The organism is Sphingomonas sp. Leaf407 (genome assembly GCF_001425385.1).
Classification (GTDB): domain Bacteria; phylum Pseudomonadota; class Alphaproteobacteria; order Sphingomonadales; family Sphingomonadaceae; genus Sphingomonas.
In genome coordinates, this window is the sequence record NZ_LMQO01000002.1 from 498,630 (window position 1) to 520,316 (window position 21,687).

A 21,687-nucleotide genomic window follows, 5' to 3' on the forward strand; every position below is an offset into this window, starting at 1 on the left:
GGATGTGGGGGGATCAGAAGGTGACGGCCACGCGGCCGCTGATGGTCTGGCCGCTGTCCTGGCCGGTATAGGCGCCGGTGCGGTTGTCGGTGTTCCAGTGGATGCCGTTCAACTGGAAGCGGGTGAAGCTGTTGAGATACCAGTTGACGCCCAGCGTCGCGGCCCAGCCCTCGCCGCCGGTCAGCAGGTCGGTATAGTCGAGGCTTTCGTAGCGCGCGGTCAGCTCGATCGCGCCGGGGCCGCCGTCGAACGTCGGGCGCTTCACCTTGGGCTGGCCGAAGCTGCCCAGCCGCGGATTGTACGGCGGCAGGTCGCCGGTCAGGAAGAACCCGCCCGAGATGCTCCATGCCTTGCTGTCGAAATCGCCGTTGGCGACCGTGCGCGCTTCGCGCCGGCCAGCCTCGGCCATCAGCCACGCCGGCCCCTTGTAGCCACCGAGTTCAAGGCCGTAGCCGGTGGTGCCGGTGCCGCCCAGCAGCGGCCCCGACGACACGCGCAACGCCCCGTTGAAGCGCCCGCCGATCACCGTGTTGCGCGTCAGCGACGTGTTGGCGGGGGAGAGCGATTCATCGAAGCCCCACGCGCCCAGATGCAGCACGCTGTCGGGCGTCTTGATCGGGTTCCAGTGCGCGCGCGCCAGCACGGTGCGCCCGTCGGCCACCGCCTGTGCCCCGTCGATGCGGTCGCCGGTGACGGTCAGCGAGGCGTGGCCCGTCTTCCAGAACACACGCGGCATGATGCCCACGCCATAGAAACCACGCTGCGGGATGATCGCGGTCGCAACCGTGGTGCGTTCGAGGAACGGCGTCGAATCCGACCCCGTCGACCCCTCGAACCCGCGATCGTTGAACAGGTGCCCGGCGCGCACGTCGTAATCGATCCCCGGCGCGATCCGGTTGCGCCACCCCATGAAGGCGGTGACGACATCGACGTCGTTCTCGGAAAAATCGATCTCGAACTGGTAGAAGAAATGCGTACCGACCCCGCCTTCGAGGCCGAGGCGCAGCGCGCGCATGCCGGTGGTCGTGATGTTGCGCGCACCATAGTCCGACCCGAAGGTCGAGCTGACGTCGGCGAGGATGCGCCCGCGCGGCTTGAAGGTGTAGACGCCATCGGCCGAATGGAACACCGGCAGCCCCGCGCCCCATTCGGTGGTCAGCCCCGACGGGTTGTCGCGCGCCGCCTGTGCCTGGGTAACGTCGCGGTCGGCCGGACCGGGGGGGGCGAGCTGCGGTGCGAACGGCACGGTGCGGCGCGGCTGCGGGTTGGCGGTCTGCGGCAGCAGCAGCGCCGGGTCGGCGCCCTGTTGCGCCAGTTGCGCGGTCGGGACGGTCGTGGTCGTCGGCGCGGGCGCGGCGGCGCTCTGCTGCCCCTCGATCCGGTCGAGCCGCGCGCGCAGCGTCTGGATTTCCGCCGCCTGCTGCCGCACCAGTTCGGCCAGGGTCGGCGTCTGGGCCAGCGCCGGGGTGGCGACGGTCAGCGCGACGAAGGCGCAGCCACTAGCGAAATGTCTCATTGCGAAGCTCCGGTAAGGACCCTGCGCCATTCACGCAGGAAGCGCTGGCGGGTGATGCGGTCGAGATTGACGAGAAGTTGCGGGCCGACGCGGATCGGCCGTGCCTGTGCCGGCGGCAGCCGCCGGGCGGGTACGTCGGTGCGCACGGGCCACAGGCTGGCACGCGCGAGCAGGCTCTGCCCCCGACGCGACAGCAGGAAATCGAGGAACAGTTTGGCCGATGCCGGCGCGCGCGCGGCACGCGGCACGAACGCGATGCGCGAGGTGACGAGCGTATAGTCGCTGGGGAACACCACGCCGATTCGCCGGTCGCTCTTGGCCCGTTCCAGCGCATAGGAACCGATGACGTTGTACGCGATCGCCTGCCTGCCCGCCGCCACCGCCGCCAGCATCGGTTCGGTATTGGCCGCCAGCACCGGCTTCGTCGCGGCGATCGCGGCCAGCAGGTCGCGCGTGTCGCGCGTCGCTGCCATGTCCTGCGTCAGATACAGATAGCCGACGTTCGAGCGCGCCGGATCGAACGTTGTGACCCGCCCGGTGAACAGCTTCGCCCGCGCACCCAGCAATTGCGTCAGCGCGGCATGGCTGCGCGGCATCTTTGTGTCAGGGATCAGCCGCCGGTTGTAGACGATGCCGATCGGCTCGGCGGTGACGCCATAGCCCATGTTCTTCCACACCGCGGTGGGTGGCAGCGCGGGCTTCTCGGGGCTGGCATAGGCCTGCGCCAGCCCGTCGTTGATGAGCTTGACCTGCAAATCCATCGCCGACGACCAGACAAGGTCGGCCGAGCGCTTGCCCGAGCGCGTCTCAATGACAAGCCGGCGATAGATGTCGATCGAATTGAGGTCGGCATAGCGCACCCGCACCCCCGGATAGGTGCTGCGGAACGCCGCCAGCACGCTCGCCAATTCGGCGGTATCGGCATTGCCGTAGACGATCGCGCCGCCCTCGGCCTTCGCGGCGGCGATCAGCGCGTCATAGGAACGGGGATAGCCGGTCGGGCGCTGCTGCGCGGCGGCGGGGACGCCCACGCCTGCAACGATCACCAATGACAATAGGATCTTGCGCATCCCGGTTCCTCTCGTGCTTTTCCGTTTCTCTGGATCGGATAAGCTGGAATGATGCGATACGTGGTGAAGCTGTCAGCAACCTTTCATGCCCCGAGGCATTTTTGCGCATCCTGATGATCGAGGACGACGCCGCGCTCGCCCGCAGCATCGCCGCGTTGCTGCGCGGCGGCGGCCATGCGGTCGACCATGTCGCGTCGGGCGAGGAGGCGCTGGAGGTGGTCGGCGGCGAACCCTATGCGCTGGCGATCCTCGACGTCGGGCTGCCCGGCATCGATGGCTTCACCGTGCTGCGCGAGATGCGCCGGCGCGGCGAGCGCGTGCCGGTGCTGATGCTGACCGCGCGCGATGCGCTCGACGACCGGGTGCGGGGCCTCGACCTCGGCGCCGATGATTATCTGCGCAAACCCTTCGAGCCGGAAGAACTGGAGGCCCGCGTCCGCGCGCTTGGCCGCCGGCGCGGCGGCGATCCGGTGCCCGAACTGAGCGTGGGCACACTGGTCCTGAACCGCTCGACCGGCACCGCGCAGGTTGGGACACGCACCCTCGACTTGCGCCGCCGCGAATGGGCGGTGCTCGACACACTCGCCACCCGCGCCGGACAGGTGGTGCCGCGCGACCTGCTGCTGTCCGAAGTGTTCGGCTATGACGAACCGGTCGGCCCCAACGCGATCGAGGTGAACGTCACCCGCCTGCGCACCAAGCTCGCCCCCGACGGCCCGCAGATCCGCACGGTGCGCGGCGTCGGCTATCTGCTGGACGCGGGGTGAGGGGGATGATGCCTGATGCCTCCCCTCCCTGGAAGGGAGGGGCCGGGGGTAGGTCGGCCTGCGAGGGACCGCATCGCCAACCAACCGGCCGACCCACCCCCAACCCCTCCCCGTCAGGGAGGGGAGCCATGGTCCCCTGATGCCCGCCCCCCGCGCCATCGCGCTGCGCACCCGTCTGCTCGCCGCCATGCTCGGCCCGCTCGCGCTGGTCGCGGTCGTCGTCGCGCTGGTCGGCGCGACGCTGATCGCCGACGTCGTGCGCCGCACCAACGACCGCGTGCTGGGCGGCGCGCTGGGTGCGATCGCCGAAACGGTCGAGGTCGAACGCGGTGAGGTGACGCTTGACCTGCCGCCCGCCGCCTTCGGCATGCTGGAGAACGGCGAGCGCGACAACGTCTATTACCGTATCGCCGTCGGCGGCGATCTGCTCACCGGCTATGCCGATCTTCCCGCACCCGATCCCGCCGATTTGACGACCGATGTGCCGCGCTTCCGCTTCGCCACCTATCGCGGTCAGCGCATCCGCATCGCCGAGGTCCGCCGCGCGCTCCCCGCGATTGCGCAGCCGGTGGTGGTGCAGGTGGCCGAAACGCTCGACAACCGCGCCGCGCTGACCCGGCGGCTGGTCGTGGCGCTGCTGGTCGGCGAGCTGCTGCTGGTCGGCATCGCCGTGCTGCTGCTGCGCCCGGCGCTCGGCTGGAGCCTGCGCCCGCTCGCCCGCCTGCGCGGCGCGGTGGAGGTGCGCGACGGCCGCGCGCTGCCCGACCTCTCGCCGCTCGATCCGGGGCCGCTCCCGGTTGAACTTCGTCCGCTCGCCACCGCCTTCGACCGGCTGCTGGCGCAGCTCGACACCGCGACCGCCGCTACCCGCCGCTTCACCGCCGACGCCTCGCACCAGATGCGTACCCCCTTGTCGGTGCTGAAACTGCAAGTGGCGCTCGCCCGGCGCGGCGAGGCCGATGCGCTCGACGAGATCGGCGATGCCGTCACCCGGCTCGAACGGCTGCTCACCCAGCTTCTGTCGCTCGCCCGCGCCGAGGAAGCCGGGGCCGCCGCGCCGTTCGAACAGGTCGATCTACGCAAGGTCGCCACTGCCGTCATCTCGCGCCGCATCGCGCAGGGGATCGAGGCGGGGGTCGACCTGCAACTCGACGCCGCCGACGACCGCAGCTTCGTCGTCGCGGGCTATTGGTCGCTGCTGTTCGAGATCGTGAGCAACCTGATCGACAATGGCATCCGCTACAATGCGCGCGGCGGCACCGTGACCATCGCGTTGGCGCTGACCCCCGATGCGGTGCTGCTGATCGTCCGTGACGACGGCCCCGGCATCCCCGCCGCCGATCGCACCCGCGCCTTCGAGCGGTTCGTCCGGCTGGGGCCGGCGGACGGCCCCGACGGCAGCGGTCTGGGTTTGGCGGTGGTCCGCTCGGCGGCCGAACGCATGGCCGCCAGCGTCGACCTGTCAGACGCCCAGCCCGGCCTGCGCGTGACGCTGCGCTTTCCCGCCCCATAACCGTCATTCCCGCGCAGGCGGGAATCCATAACCGCTGCCGTCGCGACTCCAGCATGAACGTCGGCGTATATGGATTCCCGCCTGCGCGGGAATGACGGATAGGGGTTTCACCCCCGCGCGAACAGCACGTTCCCCGCCCATACCCGGTCGCCGGTCGCGACCCCTTCGGCCAGCCGGTACGGCGCGGGCAGCAGCATCACGATCGTCGAGCCATGCTCGAACCACCCCATCTCTTCGCCCTGTTCCAGCCGCGCATCGCACGTCGCCACCGGCTCTTCCCGCTCGCGCAGCAGCTTGACCGTGTCGAGGAACGTCAGCCGGATCGCCGCCACCAGGATCGCCGCTACCGGCACCAGCAACACCGGCGTGCCATCGTCCAGCCGTAGCCGCACCGTCGCGCGCTCGTTGCGGCAATACAGCTGTTCGACCCGTTTGAGCGCGGGCGGGTTCACGTTGAAACAATCGCCCGGAAAATAGCGTACCCGGTCGACCGTCCCGTCCTGCGGCGCATGGAACCGGTGATACATGCCCGCCGTCAGCCGCAGCGTCACGAAGCTCCCGCCGATATAGGCGTCGCCCTCACCCCCAGTCAGTTCGGCAATCGAATAGCGCTGCCCCTTGGCCTGCACGATGCTGTCGCCATCGATCCGCCCGCTCGCGACGATGATCCCGTCGGAGGGCGATGCGATCTGATTCGCATTCGCCGCGAAGCTCCGCGCACCGGGCCGCAACCGCCGGATGAAACAGGCGTGCATCGACGGCCAGCGCGTCTCCGCCGCATCGGACAGGTCGACCGCGCTGAACGTCCGCCACACCGCGATCGACGCCTTCGCCACCAGCGGCTGCTCGATCTTGCTGAACCGGCCTATCGCCCGGGTCAGCGTCCGGCGCGGCAGCCAGTTGGTCGCGGCATAGTTGAGCGATTCGATCGCGGTCAGCCTGGCGATCATCCGGGCGAGCGGGTTGGGCGACGTCTGTTCCATCACCGTCATCAATACTACGCCATCGGGTCATATTCGCGTCAGCCATGTCGCCGCTCGTTCTCGCTCTCGCCGCCGGCACCGCCGGCCTCGTCGCCACCAGGGGGCGCACCCGCCTCGCGCTCAGCCGCGCCAAGCACGGCTCGCTCACCGGCCATGTCCGCTGGGGCCAGCGCATCGCCCGTCAGATCGCGTTCTACGACTATGACGACGCGCGTTTCTTCGCCGCCGACGACGCCCCGCCCGAAATCGCCGCGCAGCGCCGCGCCGGCTTCGATCGCCTCTCCGCGCTCTATGCCGAGCGGTTCGCCAAAACTGTCGCCGCGACGAAGGAATTGCGCGAGGGCCTCTCCGACCTGCAATTCACCGGCCGCTACCGCGTGCCGTTCCAGTTCAGCGCGCTGGTCCGCGACCGGCTGGCGACCGGGGCGTTCTGCGAATCGTCGGCGGGCGTCACCGTCACCGACCTCGACGGCAATGTCTTCTACGACCTTGCCGGCTCCTACGGCGTCAACCTGTTCGGCCATGATTTCTACAAATCGTGCATCGCGGACGGGAGCGCGCGCGTCGCGGAGCTTGGCCCGGTGCTTGGCAGCTATCACCCGCTCATCACCGCCAACGTCGCCCGCCTCAAGGCGATCAGCGGCATGGATGAAGTCTCGTTCCACATGTCGGGCACCGAAGCGGTGATGCAGGCGGTGCGCCTCGCGCGCTATCACACCCGCCGCCGCCGCGTGGTCCGCTTCGCAGGGGCCTATCACGGCTGGTGGGGCGACGTGCAGCCCGGCATCGGCAACCCGGTGCCGCAGGACAACACGCTGACGCTGGCGGAAATGTCCGAGCGCACCCTCCACGTCCTTGCCACGCGCAAGGACATCGCCTGCGTGCTGGTGAACCCGTTGCAGGCGCTCCACCCGAACAAGGGCGCACCGTCCGACGGCACGCTGATCGACAGCAGCCGCACCGCCCACCTCGACCGTGCCGCCTACCGCGACTGGCTGGTCAGGCTGCGCGACGTCTGCACGAAGGCCGGCGTGGTGCTGATCTTCGACGAGGTGTTCATGGGCTTCCGTCTGGCGAAGGGCGGCATGGCCGAGGCGTTCGGCGTCCAGCCCGACATGGTGACCTATGGCAAGACGCTGGGCGGCGGCCTGCCGGTCGGCGTCCTGTGCGGCCGTGCCGACCTGATGACCCGTTTCCGTACCGATCGCCCCGCCGACATCTGTTTCGCCCGGGGCACGTTCAACGCGCACCCTTATGTGATGGGGGCGATGGACGTGTTCCTCGAACGCCTCGATTCGCCGCAAGTGCAGGCGATGTACGACGGCGTCGACGCCCGCTGGGACGCCCGCCTCGCGCAGTTCAATGCGGCGATGGCCGACGCCGGCCTGCCGGTGAACGCGGCGGGGATGCAGACGGTGTGGACGATCGGCTACACCGTGCCGTCACGCTACAACTGGATGCTGCAATATTATCTGCGCGCGCAGGGGCTGGCGCTGAGCTGGGTCGGCACCGGCCGCCTGATCTTCAGCCTCGATTACGACGACGCGGCGTTCGCCGAGGTCGTGGCGCGCTTCGTCGCCGCCGCGAAGGTGATGCAGGCCGACGGCTGGTGGTGGACCGCGCCCGGCACCACCAACAAGACATTGCGCCGCACCGTGCTCAAGGAAACGCTGGCAAGGCGGTTCGGGCGGGGGTGAGGGCTGTCCTACACGGCGCAGGATGTGCCACGGTGACGACTGTTCTTTCGCATCGTCGATCCTCCCGGTCGCCCCCGGCGTGATTCCCGGAACCGGGCACGATCCCTAGGGCCGATCGACATTCAATCGTCCGTGACGCCCGCATAGACCATTTCCGTCACTCCGGACTGGTTCCGGGGTCCACCGTGCAGCGATCGATGCCGTTCGAGCCACTTGCGACAGCGTTCGCGGCCAGGTGGACCCCGGAACCAGTCCGGAGTGACGAAAGAGGGTGGTATTTTTACCTACGGACTGCACCGGACGAGCTGAATGTCGATCGGCCCTGAGACCGGACGTCATCCCGGCGAAGGCTGGAATCTGCCGCTGATCGCGCGCGACAGGAGCCGCGCGAAACACCGGCCCGCGCTGCGACGACTTTCCATGGCTGATGGATGCAGGGGCGGCTCGAACTACCCTGTATTCGTAAAGAACCGGCCGGAAAGTGTAAGCTTTGTGTAAGTTTGTGTAAACTTAGTGTAAACTTCGGAACTGCGTTCTGGCGGGAATTTTCCATCCAAAACAATAGCTTGGCGGCAACGACTCCGGTCGCCACCGCCCATTTCCCGAAAACCGTGTAAACTTCCGCGAAACGACCCGCCACGGGCAAAGCCCGTGGCGTCGGGCGGCACTTTTCGCGCCGCCGGCCGGAGCGCGCCTCGTGCGGCAAGGGGATAGCTACGCTATCCCCTTGCCCGGCGCGCTTAGTGCCGTGCCGCTTCCTGCAGGTCGGTATCGATCCGCGCACCCTTCAACAACTGCACCGGCGCCTTGCGATACAGTATGAAGTCGTTGAACGGATCGGTGATGATCTTGGTCGCCCAGACAAGACCGGTCATCACGTCGCGCTGCACGAACAACTGCACCACCCGGAACAGCAATCCCCCGACCGCAAAGCCCAGCCACAGCAGCGCCAGATGGCGCAGGAACCCGACGAAGCCGACATGCGGCTCGAACAGCCCGAAGAAGGTCGGGTCGATCAGCAGCGGGATCGGCGTCGCCGCCCACAGCCCCATGAACACGATCTTGCGGAACAGGTTGTAGCCGACCTTGATCTCCTCCTTGTGCGCGTGCGTCGCCTGGTTCTGGTGATCGTAGGTCTTGGGCTCGAAGAAGAAATGGCCCGATTGCCGCGCGGTCATCGCCACCAGCCAGCCGAGCAGGCTGGCGACGGCGGGATCGATCCACACCACGACATAGGCGATCAGGAACGTCGTCGCGCTGACGAAATGCAGCGCCTGGTTGATGATGCTGTGGTGGTAATAGCGGTGATCGTCCCACCGCTGTTCCTTCAACGCTTCCTTGAAACCGGACATCGTAGCAGCCTTGTGCAAGGGGGGTTCAGGCGGTCGCGGCGTGCGCGAGCGTAGGTGTATTGTCCTGTCCGTCGGCGGTGCGGCGGAAACAGACGAGCGAGAAATGGCCGAGTGGCGGGAGCGGGCGGCGCTCGACCAGTTCGGCGTTCGGATGGCGCAGCGCCCAGTCGCCATAGACCGACCACGGGAAGTCGGTGCGCCAGCCCAGCCGGCTGGTGACGGGCATCAGCGCGCGCTCGATCTTCGATCGCATGCCGGTTTCCGCCCCCAGCCGGGTGGTGATGACGATCAGCCCGCCGGGCCGCACCACGCGCAGGAACTCGCTGAGCGCCCGGTCGGGATGCGGCACCGCCGACACGACATATTGCGCGACGACCACGTCGAACGAGGCATCGGGGAAATCCAGCGCCTCGGCATCGCCGATCGCGATCCGCTCGACTTGGGTCAGGTTCAGCCGCTTGACGCGGTCGCGCGCCTTGTCGAGCATCTGGTCGGCAATATCGATTCCGGTGATCCGGCTGTCGGTGCGGTAATGCGGCAGCGAGATGCCGGTGCCGACCCCGACTTCGAGGATGCGGCCGCCCACCTGCTCGGCGGCGTCGATCGCGGCGCGCCGGCCGCGGCGGAACACCGGCCCGAACACCAGGTCATAGATCGGTGCCCAACGGTCATAGGCGCTGGCCACGCCGACGCGGTTCAATTCCTGAGCCAAAACGTACATTCCCTCACGTCAGCGCCGTCACGGCGGTCCGACGAAAAAGGGTGACGCGGTTCGATGACACCGCGATGGCGGTATGAAGTCGCCAAGGTTTCAGTTTGATGCAAGTACACGTCATCGCCGCGCAACAATACTGTCGCGCGATGCCGCTAGATCGATAGCAACAAGGACGGATGTCCGGTCCGCTATCGTGGAGGCAAACGATGACGACGACCACAATATCCCGGACGGAAGTTCGTCCGGTCGCAAAAAAGTCCGATCGATCGATCATGACATCACTGGCGCGCAAGGTGCCGGACTGGATCAACGATCCGCAATCCTATCAGGTCGAAGGACCGAAGCGGTCCTATCGTACCGTGTTCATTTCCGACGTGCATCTTGGCACGCCGGGGTGCAGCGCGGTGCAACTGGTCGATTTCCTCCATTCGATCGAATGCGAGACGCTGTACCTGGTCGGCGACATCGTCGACGGCTGGCAGATCCGCAAAGGCTGGTACTGGCCCTCGGCGCACAACGACGTGATCCGTTCGATCCTGAAGTTCGCGCGTCGCGGCACCCGCGTCATCTACATCCCCGGCAACCATGACGAGGCGTTCCGCGATTACGTCGGCCTCGAATTCGGCGGCGTCGAGATGGTCGAGGAGGACATCCACGAAACCGCCGACGGCCGCCGCCTGCTGGTGCTTCACGGCGACAAGTTCGACGGCGTGGTGCTCTATGCCCGCTGGCTCGCCTTCCTTGGCGACTATGCCTATACCGCGCTGCTCAAGGCCAACAGCGTCTGGAACTTCGGACGGCGCAAGCTCGGCCTGCCCTATTGGTCGCTGTCGGCCTATGCCAAGCACCGGGTCAAGAACGCGGTGAACTTCATCGGCCGGTTCGAGGAAACGGTGGCCCACGCCGCCGCCGAACACGGCGTCGACGGGGTGGTGTGCGGCCATATCCACACCGCCGAAATCCGCCAGATCGGCGACATCACCTATTACAACGACGGCGACTGGGTAGAAAGCTGCACCGCGCTGGTCGAGGATCATACGGGTGCCATGTCGCTGATCGACTGGCGGGCGGAGACATGGGGCAGGGATCTCGCCGCCGCCCCGGCAACCGCGCTCGCGCCGCCCCGGGCGGTCGCCACCGCATGAGGATCGCGATCGTCAGCGATGCGTGGACCCCGCAGGTCAACGGCGTCGTCCGCACGCTTCAGACGACGATCGGCCGGTTGCAGCAGCGCGGCCATGTGGTGGAGGCATTCACCCCCGACGGCTTCGCCACCCGCGCCTGCCCCGGCTATCCCGAAATCCGCCTCGCGCTGGGCTGCGGCACCGAACTCGGCAACCGGCTGGCGGCGTTCCGGCCCGATGCGATCCATATCGCGACCGAAGGCCCGCTCGGCTGGGCGGCGCGTGGCTGGTGCAAGACGCGCGGCGCGCGCTTCACCACGTCGTTCCACACCAATTTCGCCGAATATCTGGCGATGCGCACGCATTTGCCCGCCGGGCTGTTCTGGCCGTTCCTGCGCCGCTTCCATGCGCGAGCCAGCGGGGTGATGACCGCCACCGCCCGCGTCGCGGAATCGCTTGGCCGGCACGGCATCGACCATACCCGTCGCTGGTCGCGGGGCGTTGACCTGTCGTTGTTCAAGCCTGATGGCGGGCAGCTCGACCTCGCGACGCTGCCGCGCCCGATCCTGCTGCATGTCGGGCGGATCGCGATCGAAAAGAATATCGAGGCGTTCCTCGCGCTCGACGTGCCGGGCACCAAACTGCTGGTCGGCGACGGCCCGGCGCGCGCCGACCTCGAACGGCGCTATCCGCTCGCCCGGTTCGTCGGGGTGAAGCAGGGCGCGGCGCTCGCCGCCGCGTACCGCGCCGCCGATGTGCTGGTGTTCCCCAGCCGCACCGACACCTTTGGGCTGGTGATGATCGAGGCGCTGGCCTGCGGCACGCCGGTCGCGGGCTATCCCGTGCCCGGCCCGCTCGACGTCATCGGCACCGACGGGATGGGCGGCGGCCTTGAGCGGATCGGCGCGATCGACGACGATCTGGCCAGCGCCGTCACCCTCGCGCTCACTGCCGATCGCGACGCCTGTGCCCGCATCGGCAGCGGCTATTGCTGGTCGCGCTGCACCGACCAGTTCGTCGGCAATCTGGTCGACGCACAGGTGCCCGCCCCTGCGCCATAGTCCCGCCGACGCTTTTCGTGGCGTCGCAGCATCTTGAGCGCTACCACGTCCGCCAACGGACAAGGGGAACAGGCGATGGCCGGTGGATTGGTGGCTCTGCTCGATGACGTCGCGGCGATCGCGAAGCTGGCGGCGGCGTCGCTCGACGATGTGACGGCGGCCGCCGGGCGGGCCGGGGCCAAGGCGGCGGGCGTGGTGATCGACGACGCGGCGGTGACGCCGCGTTATGTCGTGGGGCTCTCGCCGGCGCGCGAACTGCCGATCATCGGCAAGATCGCGATGGGCTCGCTCAAGAACAAGCTGTTGATCCTGCTGCCTGCCGCGCTGCTGCTCAGCGCGTTCGCGCCATGGGCGATCACCCCGATCCTGATGATCGGCGGCGCGTTCCTGTGCTACGAAGCGGCGCACAAGATCATCGGATCGTTCACCGGCGGCCACGAAGCCGATGAAGCGGCGACCATCACCGATCCGGTCGAACTAGAAAACCGGCAGGTCGCAGGTGCCATCCGCACCGACCTGATCCTGTCGGGTGAGATCATGGCGATCGCGCTCGCCGAACTGCCCGACATGGGCATCGGGATGCAGGCGGTGGTGCTGGCGGCGGTCGGTATCGCGATAACCGCCGGGGTGTACGGCGCGGTCGCGCTGATCGTGAAGATGGACGACATCGGCCTCGCCCTCGCCAAACGGAGCAGCGCGGTCGCGCAGACGATCGGGCGCGGGCTGGTGAAGGCGATGCCGGTGCTGCTGAAGGCGCTGGCGCTGATCGGCACGGCGGCGATGCTGTGGGTCGGCGGGCAGATCATCGTGCACGGCATGGAGGAATTCGGCCTCGTCACCCTGCCGCACCTGATCCACGACACCGCGCATCATGCTGCACAAGCCCTGCCCGCGATTGGCGGGGTGGTCGCATGGATCGTCAACGCCGCGCTGTCGGCGGTGGTCGGCATCATCGTCGGCGGGATCGTCGTCGGTGCGCTGCACCTGATCCCGCGCAAGCATTGAGCATCGCTCGGCCGGCATCGCCCGGCCGCCTGCCGCTATTCGCGCTGCTCGGCTTCGCGAGCGGCCTGCCGCTCGTGATGTTCTCGACGGTCCTCGCGCTGCGGTTGCAGGCGGCGGGGGCGGCGCTGGTCGTCATCGGCTTCTTCGCATGGGTACAGTTGCTGCCCAGCGCCAAGTTCCTGTGGGCACCGCTGCTCGACCGCTACGACGTGCCGGGTTTCGCGCGCTGCTGGGGGCGGCGGCGCGGATGGATATTGCTGGCGCTGCTCGGCATCGCCACCGCGCTGGTCGGGCTGGGGGTCAGCGATCCGCGCGACCTGCGGCTGACCGCAGGCCATGCGGTGCTGCTCGCCTTCTGGACGACGACGCTCGACATCGCGGTCGATGCGTGGCGGATCGAACAAGCGCCGACGCCTGACTTGCAGGGGCCGATCGCGGCGGCGAACCTGTGGGGTTATCGCTCGGCAATGGTCGCGGCGGGCAGCGGCGCGCTGCTCCTTGCCGATCGCGGCGGGTGGGGCATCGCCTATCTCGTCGTCGCCGGTGGCGCGCTGCTGCCGTTTCCGCTCATCGCCATGACGAAGGGGGAGGGTCCCCGCGCGGTGGCGTTGCTCACCGGTCTGCTGGCGAGCGCCGCGATCCTGACCGTCGTGGCGCTCATCGCCGGGGGGATCACCTGGGGCGTCGTCGCGGCGGGTAGCGCCGCCGGGATCGGCGCGGCGACCAACGTCACCCCCTATGTCCTGCTCGCCTGCATGCTGCCGTTCGTCGCGATGGCGATCGCCCTGCCGCGCATCCGGCGTGCCGGCCCCACGTCCCGGCTGCGAACCTCGCTCGCGCTTGGACCCTATGTCGAATTCTTCCGCCGCTATGACCGCATGGCGCTCGTGCTGCTGGCGTTCGTCTCGCTCTACCGGATGGGCGACGTGCTGGCGGTGAACCTGTCGAAGCCGATGATCCGCTCGCTCGGCTACAGCCTGACGCAGATCGGGTTGGCCGACAGCTATGTCGCGTTCGCCGCGACGATCGCGGGCATCGGCGCGGGCGGGTGGATCGCCGCGCGCTGGTCGCCCGGCCGGGGGCTGGCGATGGGCGCGTTGTTTGCCGCGATCGGCAACCTCGGCTTCGTCTGGCTGGCGCATCGCCCGCCGGTCGACGCCTGGCTGTACCTCGCCACCGCCGCCGATCAGTTCGGCAATGCGATGGCGGCGGCGGTGTTCGTCGTCTATCTGTCGCTGCTGGTCGATCCGCGCTTCGCGGGCGCGCAATATGCCTTTCTGTCGGGGTTCGCCTTTCTGTTGCCGCGCCTGCTCGCCGGTGCCGGGGGCGGCATGGTGGTGGCGATCGGCTATGACGGGTTCTTCCTGCTCTCGGCGCTGCTCAGCCTCGCCGCGATCCTGTTCGTGCCGTTCGTCGCCCGAGCGAAACCGGCGTCATAGCGCGGCGGCGGCGGTCAGCAGCGCGCGGTCCATGATCGCTGTAGCCGAACCGCCCTCGGGAATGTCGTTGGCATAGAAGGCGAAGGTCAGTCGCCGTCCGCTCGCGGCGGTCATCGTGCCCGCCAGCGCCGAGGTGCCCGACAGCGATCCGGTCTTGGCCGACAGCCGCCCGGCGAGCGCCGTGCCCTGAAACCGCCGGGCGAGCGTGCCGTTGACCCCCGCCATCGGCAGCGTCGACCCCCATGCCGCTCCCCAGGGCTGGCCGTCGATCCAGCGCAGGAACCGCACCATCGCGCGCGGCGATACCCGGTTGTAGGTCGACATGCCCGACCCATCGGACAGGTCCCATGCGGTGCGTGGCACGCCCGCCGCCTCGAGCAGCGCCGCGATCCGCGCGATCCCGTCGCCGATCGACCCGCCGCCGCGTACCGTGCCGATCCGGCGCAGCAGCAGTTCGGCGTGCAGGTTCTGGCTGGTCTTGCTGGTGACACGCAGGTCGTCCAGCAACGGGGCGGGGGCGGTGGTCGCCAGCATCGCCGGCGGCGCGGTGCGCTGCACGACCGCGCGCTTGTCGCCCGGTTGCCATGGCCGGTGGCGCACGCCGATATGCCCGCGCACCGCCACGCCGCGCGCCCGCAGCATCGCGGCGAAGGTCCATGCCGCATAGTGTGCCGGATCGTCGATCCCGACCCGGATCGTCTCGACCGTACCCGGCGCGATCGTGCCATGGATGCGCAGCAGGTCGCTCCCCGGCATCCGGTCGACGCCGATCGCGCCGCGCGGCCCCGGCACTATACGCGACTCGATCCGGTAATAGCGCGGACCCGCCACCGTCACGCCGCCGCCCTCGGCACGCACCGTCAGCGTCAGTTCGTTGTCGTCGAGGCTCAGCGCCGATATGCCGGTGCCCGACCGGGTGGGGATGTTGTTCCACGCCATGCCGGGCGACCAGCGCTGATCGGGAAAGGCGCTGTCGTCGCCGATCACATCGCCCACCCGCCGCGTCCGCGCGGCGACCGCATCGGCCAGCGTCGCGAGACAGTCGACGACACAATCCGCCGCCGCCGACAGCCGTGCATCGCCCGCGCCGACCAGCACGACGTCGTCCCCCTCCAGCCGGACCCCGGTCGCCGCGCTATCCGGCCCGTCGACCGGCAGCGTCGCGAAGGCGGCGGCGGTGGTAAAGATCTTGGTGTTCGACGCCGGCACGAACCGGTCGTCGGGGGCGATGGCGATGTGTTCGGTGCCTTGATCGTCGACCACGACCAGCCCGAAGCGGGTGCCCGCCGGAGCCTCCGCCAGCACTTGGCGGACCTGCGTCTCGACCGATGCGGCACCCAGCAGGAGCGCGAGGACGACGCTCATCGGCGTCGCTCCAGATAGACATCATGGTCGAGCGCGCCCTCGATCCGCGCGACGGTGAGCGCCACGCCAAGGTTGGCGCTGGCCGAGGGCACCGTCCGCGTCATGTCGAGCAGCCGGTCGAACGGCAGGACGAAGCCGACGACCAGCGCGGTCGCCTCCGCCGACACGCCCACCGCCGACAGCACGGTGGCGAGCATGAACAGCGACGCCGACGGGACCGGCGCGGTGCCGAACGCCGCCAGCGCGCCGGTCAGCCATACCGTCACCAGGACCGCTGGCGTCAGCGGCACGCCGAACGCCTGCAACGCGAAGGTGGCGAGCAGCCCGACATACATCGCCGTCCCGTCCTTGCCGATGCTGGCCCCCAGCGGCAGCACGGTGGAATAGACCGGCCGCGCGATCCCCAGCCGCTCGCCCGCGATCCGCATCGCCACCGGTAACGTCGCCGAGGACGATGCGGTCGAAAAGGCGACGACCAGCGCGTCGACGATCTTCGCATAGAAGGGTCGCACCGGCAGCCGCGCGACCAGCCGCACCAGCGTGGCGTGAACCACCGTCAGTTGCACCAGCGACCCGATCAGCACCGCCAGCGCCAGCCAGCCGATATGGACGAACACCGCCGCGCCGCCGCTCGCCACCGCATTGGCGATCAGCGCGAACACCCCGAACGGGGTCGCCTCCATCACCAGCGTGACGATGCGTAGCAACACCGCCGACAGCGACTGGAGCAGCCGGGCGAATGGCGCGCCGGCTTCCCCGGCCAGCACCGTGCCGCATCCGGTCAGGATCGCGACGAAGATCAGCGCGAGCATGTCGCCTTTCGCCAGTGCCTCGACGATGTTGAGCGGCACGATGCCGACCAGTTGCGCATAGGGGGTGGCGATCGTGCCGAGGGCTTGCGGTGTCGCGCCGCCGACGCCCGCGCCGACGCCGGGCCGGACCAGCAGCGCGGTGGCGATGCCGACGCCGACCGCCACCAGCGTCGTCGCGGCGAACAGTAGCGCGGTGCGCCCACCGATCCGCCCCAGCCTGCCCGGATCGGCCAGTTGGGTTATTCCGGCGGCGATCGTCACCAGCACGATCGGGGCGACCAGCATGCGGATCGCCCGGACGAACAGGTCGCCGAGGACCGCGACCGCCGGCGCGGCCTGCGGCCAGAACAGCCCGAGCAGCAGCCCGAGCGCGAGGCCGCCCAGCACCCGCCGCCACAACGGAATAGCGAACCACCCCTTCAATCCGCCACTCCCCCTTGGGTCCCCGGCGGCGATGCTAGGCTGCGCACTGCGGCGATGCCACCCTTCGCTGCATCCATACCGCGAACGCTAGGACGACGGCGAAGGCGAGGCAGGGCAGCAGCATCGCATGCTGGATGGTAAAGGCACCCCGGCTGAGCCAGCCCATCAGCGGCGGGAAGAGCGCGCCGCCGATCACCGCCATGATGATGAGCGGCGCGCCCAAGGTCGCCTGCGGCCCCAGATCGCGCAGCCCCAGCGAGAAGATCGTCGGGAACATGATCGACATGAAGAAGCCGGTGAGCAGCAACGCCCCGATCGCGACGGTGCCGCCGGTGAAGGCGGCGACCAGCGTCAGCACGATATTGGCGATGGCGAACAGCGCGAGCAGCCGCACCGCCGCGATCCGCTGCATCAGCGCCGCGCCGGCGAGGCGGCCGATCATGAACAGCAACAGGCTGATCGACAGATAATAGGCGGCCTGGCGTTCGGACGTCGCCGGGCTGATCGCCTTGACGAAATCGACGAAGAAGCTCCACACGCCGACCTGCGCGCCGACATAGAAGAATTGCGCGATCACCGCGCCGCGCAGCGCCCCCACCCGCCAGACCGATCCGATCCCGCGCAGCGTGCCGCCGGGTGCGTCATGCGCGATCGGCGGCAGGCGGACGACCGCGACCACCGCCGCCACCAGCACCACGACTCCGGCCAGCACCAGATAAGGGAGCTGCACCATCTGCGCCTCGGCCGCGCGATAGGCGTCGAGGCTGGCGGCGTTCATCGCGTCCAGCGTCGCGGCATCGTGTTCGACGCCCGAAAAGATGAACCATGCGCCGAGGCTGGGGGCGAGCGTCGCGCCCAGCCCGTTGAACGCCTGCGCCAGATTGAGCCGCTGTTCGGCGCGGGCCGGATCGCCGAACGCGACGATATAGGGGTTGGCCGCTGTTTCGAGGAACGCCGCGCCGGCGGCGATGACGAACAGCGCGCCGAGGAATGCGCCATACACCCGCACCTCCGCCGCGGGATAGAACAGCACCGCCCCCAGCGCATAGAATCCGAGCCCCGCGAGGATGCCGGCACGATAGCCGAAGCGGCGCATCACCAGCCCGGCGGGCAACGCCATGACGAAATAGCCGAGGTAGAAGACGAACTGGATGAACCCCGCTTCCGCCCGGTTGAGCGCCAGCGCCTTTTGAAACTGGCGGATCAGGATGTCGTTGAAGTTGTTGGCGACCGCCCACAGCAGGAACAGGCTGACGATGACCACGAAGCCGGTGCGATAGCCCGGCGTGATGAACGGATGACGCCCGCCATCGGGCGACGGTCCGGGCGGGGGCGGGACGGGAATGGTCGGGATCGGCATGGCATCCTCTCGACCCGGCGATTTCCGGGTTCATTCTTCGGGTTGTTAGCGCTAACGAATGGCGCAGGCGCACGACGATGCCCGCATGATACCAGGAGAGTCGCACGATGACAGGTCGATCCAATCCCGCGCCCGGCGCACCGCTGGTCATTCGCGACGCGCGGGTGATCGTGACCTGTCCGGGGCGCAATTTCGTCACGCTGAAGATCGAAACCGATCAGGGGGTGTACGGCATCGGCGACGCAACGCTGAACGGGCGCGAACTGGCGGTCGCCGCCTATCTGACCGAGCATGTCGTCCCCGTCCTGATCGGGCGCGACGCGCACCGGATCGAGGATGTCTGGCAGTATCTGTATCGCGGTGCCTATTGGCGGCGCGGGCCGGTGACGATGACCGCGATCGCGGCGGTCGATACCGCGCTGTGGGACATCAAGGCGAAGGTCGCCGGGCTGCCGCTCTACCAGTTGCTCGGCGGCCGGTCGCGCGACGGCGTGCTGGTGTACGGCCATGCCAATGGCACGGACATCGCGGAGACGGTCGATACCGTCGCCCATTACCGCGCGCTGGGCTATCGCGCGATCCGGGCGCAATCGGGGGTGCCCGGCGTTAAGGGTGCCTATGGCGTCGGGTCGGGCGCGGGCAAGATCTACGAACCGGCGGGCGGCGCGCTGCCGCAGGAGACCTTGTGGTCGACGCCCGCCTATTTGCGCCATGCTCCCAAGCTGTTCGAGGCGATCCGGCTGGCGCATGGCGACGAGATCGAGCTGCTCCACGACGTCCACCACCGGCTGACCCCGATCGAGGCGGCGCGGCTGGGCAAGGCGCTGGAGCCGTACAACCTGTTCTGGATGGAGGATGCGACCCCGGCCGAGAATCAGGAGGGGTTCCGCATCATCCGCCAGCATACCACCACGCCATTGGCGGTGGGCGAGGTGTTCAATTCGATCCACGACTGCCGCACGCTGATCGAGGAGCAGTTGATCGACTATATCCGCGCGACCGTGGTCCATGCCGGCGGCATCACCCAGTTGCGCCGGATCGCCGATCTCGCCTCGCTCTACCATGTCCGCACCGGCAGCCATGGCGCGACCGACCTGTCGCCGGTGTGCATGGGGGCGGCGCTGCATTTCGACACCTGGGTCCCGAATTTCGGCATCCAGGAATATATGGCGCATGCGCCCGAAACCGACGAGGTCTTTCCGCACGATTACCGGTTCGAGGACGGGTATCTGAAGGTTGGCGACACGCCGGGCCACGGTGTCGACATCGACGAGGCGCTGGCAGCGAAATATCCCTATAGCCCGAAGCAGTTGCCGGTCGCGCGGCTGGTCGACGGGACGCTGTGGCACTGGTGATGCCATAGCCCGGCCCGGTCGTCCGATCGGGCCGGGGCGGGTCACGGGTGGTCGCTGAGCGCAAAGATGCGCGCCATCGGCGTCCAGCGGCTGCCGTCCGGGGCGTGGGGCAGCGCGCGTTGGAACTGCCCCATGCGCGCTTCCCATGCGATCACCGCCGGATCGGCGGCGTCGGCCCGCGATTTGGCGGCGGGGTCGAAGTCCGGCGTGGTCCGCGTCACCATCACCAGCCGGTTGCCGGTGCGATAGATTTCCATCCCGGCGATCCCCGCCGCGCGGATCGCCGCCAGCACGGCGGCGGGCACGTTGCCGGGCCTATGCCAGCGATCATATTCGGCGATCGCGGCCGCGTCGTCGATCAGGTCCAGTGTCAGAACCTGTCCGGTCATGCGTTCGACCAGCCGCCGTCGATCACATGCACCGCGCCGGTGGTGTAGGACGAGGCGTCGGAGGCGAGATACAGCGCCAGTTCGGCGATCTCCTCCGCCCGGCCCAATCGCCCCATCGGCTGGCGCGCGGTGAACGACGCGCGCGCCGCCTCCGCATCGCCGGTCGCGGCCATGCGCTCCTCGAGCGAGGGCGACTGGACGGTGCCGGGGCAGATCGCGTTGCAGCGGATGCCCGAGCCCACGAAATCGAGCGCGACCGATTTGGTGAGGCCGATCACCGCCGCCTTCGACGCGGTATAGACGAAGCGGTTGGGCACCGCGATCACATGGCTGGCGACCGACGACATGTTGACGATCGACCCGCCGCCCGCATCGATCATCGCCGGCAGCAGCGCGCGGATCAGGCGATATTGCGCGCGGACGTTGAGGTCGAACGAGAAGTCCCAGTCGGCTTCCTCGGTGGTCAGGATCGTGCCGGCGTGGACGAAGCCGGCGCAGTTGAAGAGGATGTCGACCGCGCCGACCCGGGCCGCGAACGCCTCGATCGCTTGAGGGTCGAGCAGGTCGACGACATGCCCCTCGCAGCCCGCCAGCGTCGCCAGCGCATCGCCATTGATGTCGAGTGCCAGTACCCGCGCGCCTTCGCGGGCGAACAGTTCGGCGGCGGCGCGGCCGATGCCTTGCGCGGCGGCGGTGACGATGGCGGTCTTGCCAGAAAGACGGGTCATGCAGGCTCCGAAATGGGCAGGGGGGCGTCGGCGCGAACCAGACCGGCGTCGATCAGGTCGTGCCACAGGGCGGGGGGCAGCGGCAGGCGGGCGAGCCGCAGCGTATCGGCGACTTCATCGGGAGTCGCCATGCCGGGGATGACGGCGGCAACCGCCGGATGGGCCTGGACGAATTGCAGCGCGGCGGCGGCCATCGGCACGGCGTGGCGCTGACAGATCGCGGCGATGGCATCGACCCGGCGGACCACGTCGGGCGGTGCCAATTCGTAATTGTAGCGGGCGTCGCCGCCGGTGCCGGTGGCGAGAATCCCCGAGTTATAGGGGCCGCCGATGATGATCTCGACGCCGAGCGACCGGCAGCGCGGCAGCAGCGAATCGAGTGCCGCCTGTTCGAGCAGGGTGTAGCGCCCGGCGAGCAGGATCGCGTCCAGCTCGACCCGGTCGAGCAGTTCCTCGCACACCGCGATCTCGTTCACGCCGATGCCGATTGCGCCGATGCTGCCCGCGTCGCGCAGGTCGCGCATCGCGCGGTAGCCGCCGTCGAGGAAGGTCGCGAGCATCGCCGGGTGATCCGCGCCGTGGGTCATCGCCCCGAGATCGTGGGCGAGCAGCAGGTCGATCCGGTCACGGCGCAGCCGGTGCAGGCTCTCCCCGAAGGACCGCAGCACGCCGTCGCGGCTGTAATCGAACGCGCTTTCGACCGGTTCGGGCGAGACGAAGCCCTGCCGCTCTCCCGACAATGCGTCTGGCGCGACGGGTTGCAGCACGCGGCCGACCTTGGTCGAGACATGGGCGGTGCCGCCGGGGTCGAGGTCGGCGAGCACCGCGCCCAGCCGGCGTTCGGACAGGCCGAAGCCATAGTGTGGCGCGGTATCAAACCGGCGGATGCCGCCGTCCCATGCGGCGGCGACCGCGCCGCGCGCGGCATCGTCGCCGATCGGTCGATACAGATTTCCGATCGCCGCCCCGCCGAAACCAAGCGGGGCGGGCGGTTGCCCAGACGTCATGCGCTG

19 protein-coding genes are annotated in these 21,687 nt (G+C 68.8%); 8 read left to right on the forward strand and 11 right to left on the reverse strand.

Translation table 11 applies throughout. The annotated features are described in order from the left end of the window. Positions 1 to 13: 13 nt before the first annotated feature. Both ASG37_RS08660 and ASG37_RS08665 read right to left on the reverse strand, forming a co-directional pair. Positions 14 to 1,516: an OprO/OprP family phosphate-selective porin gene (locus ASG37_RS08660; RefSeq protein WP_055758316.1), complete on the reverse strand. Its 1,503-nt coding sequence runs from the start codon at positions 1,514 to 1,516 to the stop codon at positions 14 to 16. After that, positions 1,513 to 2,586, reverse strand: coding sequence for an ABC transporter substrate-binding protein (locus tag ASG37_RS08665; RefSeq protein ID WP_055758319.1), 1,074 nt, complete (start codon positions 2,584 to 2,586; stop codon positions 1,513 to 1,515). The genes ASG37_RS08660 and ASG37_RS08665 overlap by 4 nt, the downstream gene beginning before the upstream one ends. A 113-nt stretch (positions 2,587 to 2,699) precedes the next feature. Here ASG37_RS08665 and ASG37_RS08670 point away from each other — a divergent pair, with 113 nt between their 5' ends. Then, positions 2,700 to 3,353, forward strand: a complete 654-nt coding sequence (locus tag ASG37_RS08670) for a response regulator transcription factor (RefSeq protein WP_055758783.1) — start codon at positions 2,700 to 2,702, stop codon at positions 3,351 to 3,353. A 139-nt stretch (positions 3,354 to 3,492) separates the two neighbouring features. After that, positions 3,493 to 4,866: a sensor histidine kinase gene (locus ASG37_RS08675; protein ID WP_055758322.1), complete on the forward strand. Its 1,374-nt coding sequence runs from the start codon at positions 3,493 to 3,495 to the stop codon at positions 4,864 to 4,866. Positions 4,867 to 4,973: 107 nt separating this feature from the next. Here ASG37_RS08675 and asd read toward each other — a convergent pair whose 3' ends face one another. Then, on the reverse strand, positions 4,974 to 5,858 hold the full coding sequence (gene asd, locus ASG37_RS08680) for an archaetidylserine decarboxylase (RefSeq protein ID WP_235525152.1): 885 nt from the start codon (positions 5,856 to 5,858) through the stop codon (positions 4,974 to 4,976). Positions 5,859 to 5,893: 35 nt separating this feature from the next. On the opposite strand from asd, the gene ASG37_RS08685 reads away from it, so the two are divergent. Beyond that, positions 5,894 to 7,546 carry an aminotransferase class III-fold pyridoxal phosphate-dependent enzyme gene (locus ASG37_RS08685; RefSeq protein WP_055758325.1) on the forward strand — a complete coding sequence of 551 codons (1,653 nt, stop codon included), beginning with the start codon at positions 5,894 to 5,896 and terminating at the stop codon, positions 7,544 to 7,546. Positions 7,547 to 8,286: 740 nt separating this feature from the next. Here the strand turns inward: ASG37_RS08685 and ASG37_RS08690 are convergent. Both ASG37_RS08690 and ASG37_RS08695 read right to left on the reverse strand, forming a co-directional pair. After that, a complete protein-coding gene (locus tag ASG37_RS08690; protein ID WP_055758327.1) occupies positions 8,287 to 8,898 on the reverse strand; it encodes a hypothetical protein in 612 nt (203 codons plus the stop codon). A gap of 25 nt (positions 8,899 to 8,923) precedes the next feature. Then, a complete protein-coding gene (locus ASG37_RS08695; RefSeq protein WP_235525153.1) occupies positions 8,924 to 9,610 on the reverse strand; it encodes a class I SAM-dependent methyltransferase in 687 nt (228 codons plus the stop codon). 275 nt (positions 9,611 to 9,885) lie between these two features. On the opposite strand from ASG37_RS08695, the gene ASG37_RS08700 reads away from it, so the two are divergent. From ASG37_RS08700 to ASG37_RS08715, 4 genes are all read left to right on the forward strand, one after another. Beyond that, positions 9,886 to 10,758 carry a UDP-2,3-diacylglucosamine diphosphatase gene (locus tag ASG37_RS08700; RefSeq protein WP_055758333.1) on the forward strand — a complete coding sequence of 291 codons (873 nt, stop codon included), beginning with the start codon at positions 9,886 to 9,888 and terminating at the stop codon, positions 10,756 to 10,758. Further along, positions 10,755 to 11,798, forward strand: a complete 1,044-nt coding sequence (locus ASG37_RS08705) for a glycosyltransferase family 4 protein (protein ID WP_055758336.1) — start codon at positions 10,755 to 10,757, stop codon at positions 11,796 to 11,798. The genes ASG37_RS08700 and ASG37_RS08705 overlap by 4 nt, the downstream gene beginning before the upstream one ends. Before the next feature lie 75 nt (positions 11,799 to 11,873). Next, entirely contained in the window at positions 11,874 to 12,803 is a 930-nt protein-coding gene (locus ASG37_RS08710; protein ID WP_055758339.1) for a DUF808 domain-containing protein, read from the forward strand. After that, the gene (locus ASG37_RS08715) at positions 12,800 to 14,242 is read left to right on the forward strand and encodes an MFS transporter (RefSeq protein ID WP_235525154.1); all 1,443 of its coding nucleotides are present in this window, start codon (positions 12,800 to 12,802) and stop codon (positions 14,240 to 14,242) included. The genes ASG37_RS08710 and ASG37_RS08715 overlap by 4 nt, the downstream gene beginning before the upstream one ends. Here the strand turns inward: ASG37_RS08715 and dacB are convergent. The 3 genes from dacB to fucP are packed head-to-tail and all read right to left on the reverse strand — an operon-like array spanning position 14,237 to position 18,202. Next, positions 14,237 to 15,607, reverse strand: coding sequence for a D-alanyl-D-alanine carboxypeptidase/D-alanyl-D-alanine-endopeptidase (gene dacB, locus ASG37_RS08720; protein WP_055758342.1), 1,371 nt, complete (start codon positions 15,605 to 15,607; stop codon positions 14,237 to 14,239). The genes ASG37_RS08715 and dacB overlap by 6 nt on opposite strands. Beyond that, the gene (locus tag ASG37_RS08725) at positions 15,604 to 16,842 is read right to left on the reverse strand and encodes a dicarboxylate/amino acid:cation symporter (protein ID WP_055758343.1); all 1,239 of its coding nucleotides are present in this window, start codon (positions 16,840 to 16,842) and stop codon (positions 15,604 to 15,606) included. The genes dacB and ASG37_RS08725 overlap by 4 nt, the downstream gene beginning before the upstream one ends. Positions 16,843 to 16,876: 34 nt before the next feature. Further along, positions 16,877 to 18,202, reverse strand: a complete 1,326-nt coding sequence (fucP, locus tag ASG37_RS08730) for an L-fucose:H+ symporter permease (RefSeq protein WP_082448138.1) — start codon at positions 18,200 to 18,202, stop codon at positions 16,877 to 16,879. A gap of 107 nt (positions 18,203 to 18,309) precedes the next feature. On the opposite strand from fucP, the gene manD reads away from it, so the two are divergent. After that, complete coding sequence (manD, locus tag ASG37_RS08735; RefSeq protein ID WP_156349082.1) at positions 18,310 to 19,557, forward strand: D-mannonate dehydratase ManD; 1,248 nt, start codon at positions 18,310 to 18,312, stop codon at positions 19,555 to 19,557. 41 nt (positions 19,558 to 19,598) lie between these two features. Here the strand turns inward: manD and ASG37_RS08740 are convergent, their stop codons facing one another. The 3 genes from ASG37_RS08740 to ASG37_RS08750 are packed head-to-tail and all read right to left on the reverse strand — an operon-like array spanning position 19,599 to position 21,681. Then, positions 19,599 to 19,946 carry an L-rhamnose mutarotase gene (locus tag ASG37_RS08740; RefSeq protein WP_055758345.1) on the reverse strand — a complete coding sequence of 116 codons (348 nt, stop codon included), beginning with the start codon at positions 19,944 to 19,946 and terminating at the stop codon, positions 19,599 to 19,601. Next, entirely contained in the window at positions 19,943 to 20,674 is a 732-nt protein-coding gene (locus ASG37_RS08745; RefSeq protein ID WP_055758347.1) for an SDR family oxidoreductase, read from the reverse strand. Before ASG37_RS08745 ends, ASG37_RS08740 begins: the two co-directional genes overlap by 4 nt. Next, the gene (locus tag ASG37_RS08750; RefSeq protein ID WP_055758350.1) at positions 20,671 to 21,681 is read right to left on the reverse strand and encodes an aldo/keto reductase; all 1,011 of its coding nucleotides are present in this window, start codon (positions 21,679 to 21,681) and stop codon (positions 20,671 to 20,673) included. The genes ASG37_RS08745 and ASG37_RS08750 overlap by 4 nt, the downstream gene beginning before the upstream one ends. Positions 21,682 to 21,687: the final 6 nt, after the last annotated feature.

Coding starts and splice junctions, on each gene's coding strand:
- ASG37_RS08660 (WP_055758316.1), bottom strand. CDS start 1,516: ATGAGACATTTCGCTAGTGGCTGCGCCTTCGTCGCGCTGACCGTCGCC.
- ASG37_RS08665 (WP_055758319.1), bottom strand. CDS start 2,586: ATGCGCAAGATCCTATTGTCATTGGTGATCGTTGCAGGCGTGGGCGTC.
- ASG37_RS08670 (WP_055758783.1), top strand. CDS start 2,700: ATGATCGAGGACGACGCCGCGCTCGCCCGCAGCATCGCCGCGTTGCTG.
- ASG37_RS08675 (WP_055758322.1), top strand. CDS start 3,493: ATGCCCGCCCCCCGCGCCATCGCGCTGCGCACCCGTCTGCTCGCCGCC.
- asd (WP_235525152.1), bottom strand. CDS start 5,858: ATGACGGTGATGGAACAGACGTCGCCCAACCCGCTCGCCCGGATGATC.
- ASG37_RS08685 (WP_055758325.1), top strand. CDS start 5,894: ATGTCGCCGCTCGTTCTCGCTCTCGCCGCCGGCACCGCCGGCCTCGTC.
- ASG37_RS08690 (WP_055758327.1), bottom strand. CDS start 8,898: ATGTCCGGTTTCAAGGAAGCGTTGAAGGAACAGCGGTGGGACGATCAC.
- ASG37_RS08700 (WP_055758333.1), top strand. CDS start 9,886: ATGACATCACTGGCGCGCAAGGTGCCGGACTGGATCAACGATCCGCAA.
- ASG37_RS08705 (WP_055758336.1), top strand. CDS start 10,755: ATGAGGATCGCGATCGTCAGCGATGCGTGGACCCCGCAGGTCAACGGC.
- ASG37_RS08710 (WP_055758339.1), top strand. CDS start 11,874: ATGGCCGGTGGATTGGTGGCTCTGCTCGATGACGTCGCGGCGATCGCG.
- dacB (WP_055758342.1), bottom strand. CDS start 15,607: ATGAGCGTCGTCCTCGCGCTCCTGCTGGGTGCCGCATCGGTCGAGACG.
- fucP (WP_082448138.1), bottom strand. CDS start 18,202: ATGCCGATCCCGACCATTCCCGTCCCGCCCCCGCCCGGACCGTCGCCC.
- manD (WP_156349082.1), top strand. CDS start 18,310: ATGACAGGTCGATCCAATCCCGCGCCCGGCGCACCGCTGGTCATTCGC.
- ASG37_RS08740 (WP_055758345.1), bottom strand. CDS start 19,946: ATGACCGGACAGGTTCTGACACTGGACCTGATCGACGACGCGGCCGCG.
- ASG37_RS08745 (WP_055758347.1), bottom strand. CDS start 20,674: ATGACCCGTCTTTCTGGCAAGACCGCCATCGTCACCGCCGCCGCGCAA.
- ASG37_RS08750 (WP_055758350.1), bottom strand. CDS start 21,681: ATGACGTCTGGGCAACCGCCCGCCCCGCTTGGTTTCGGCGGGGCGGCG.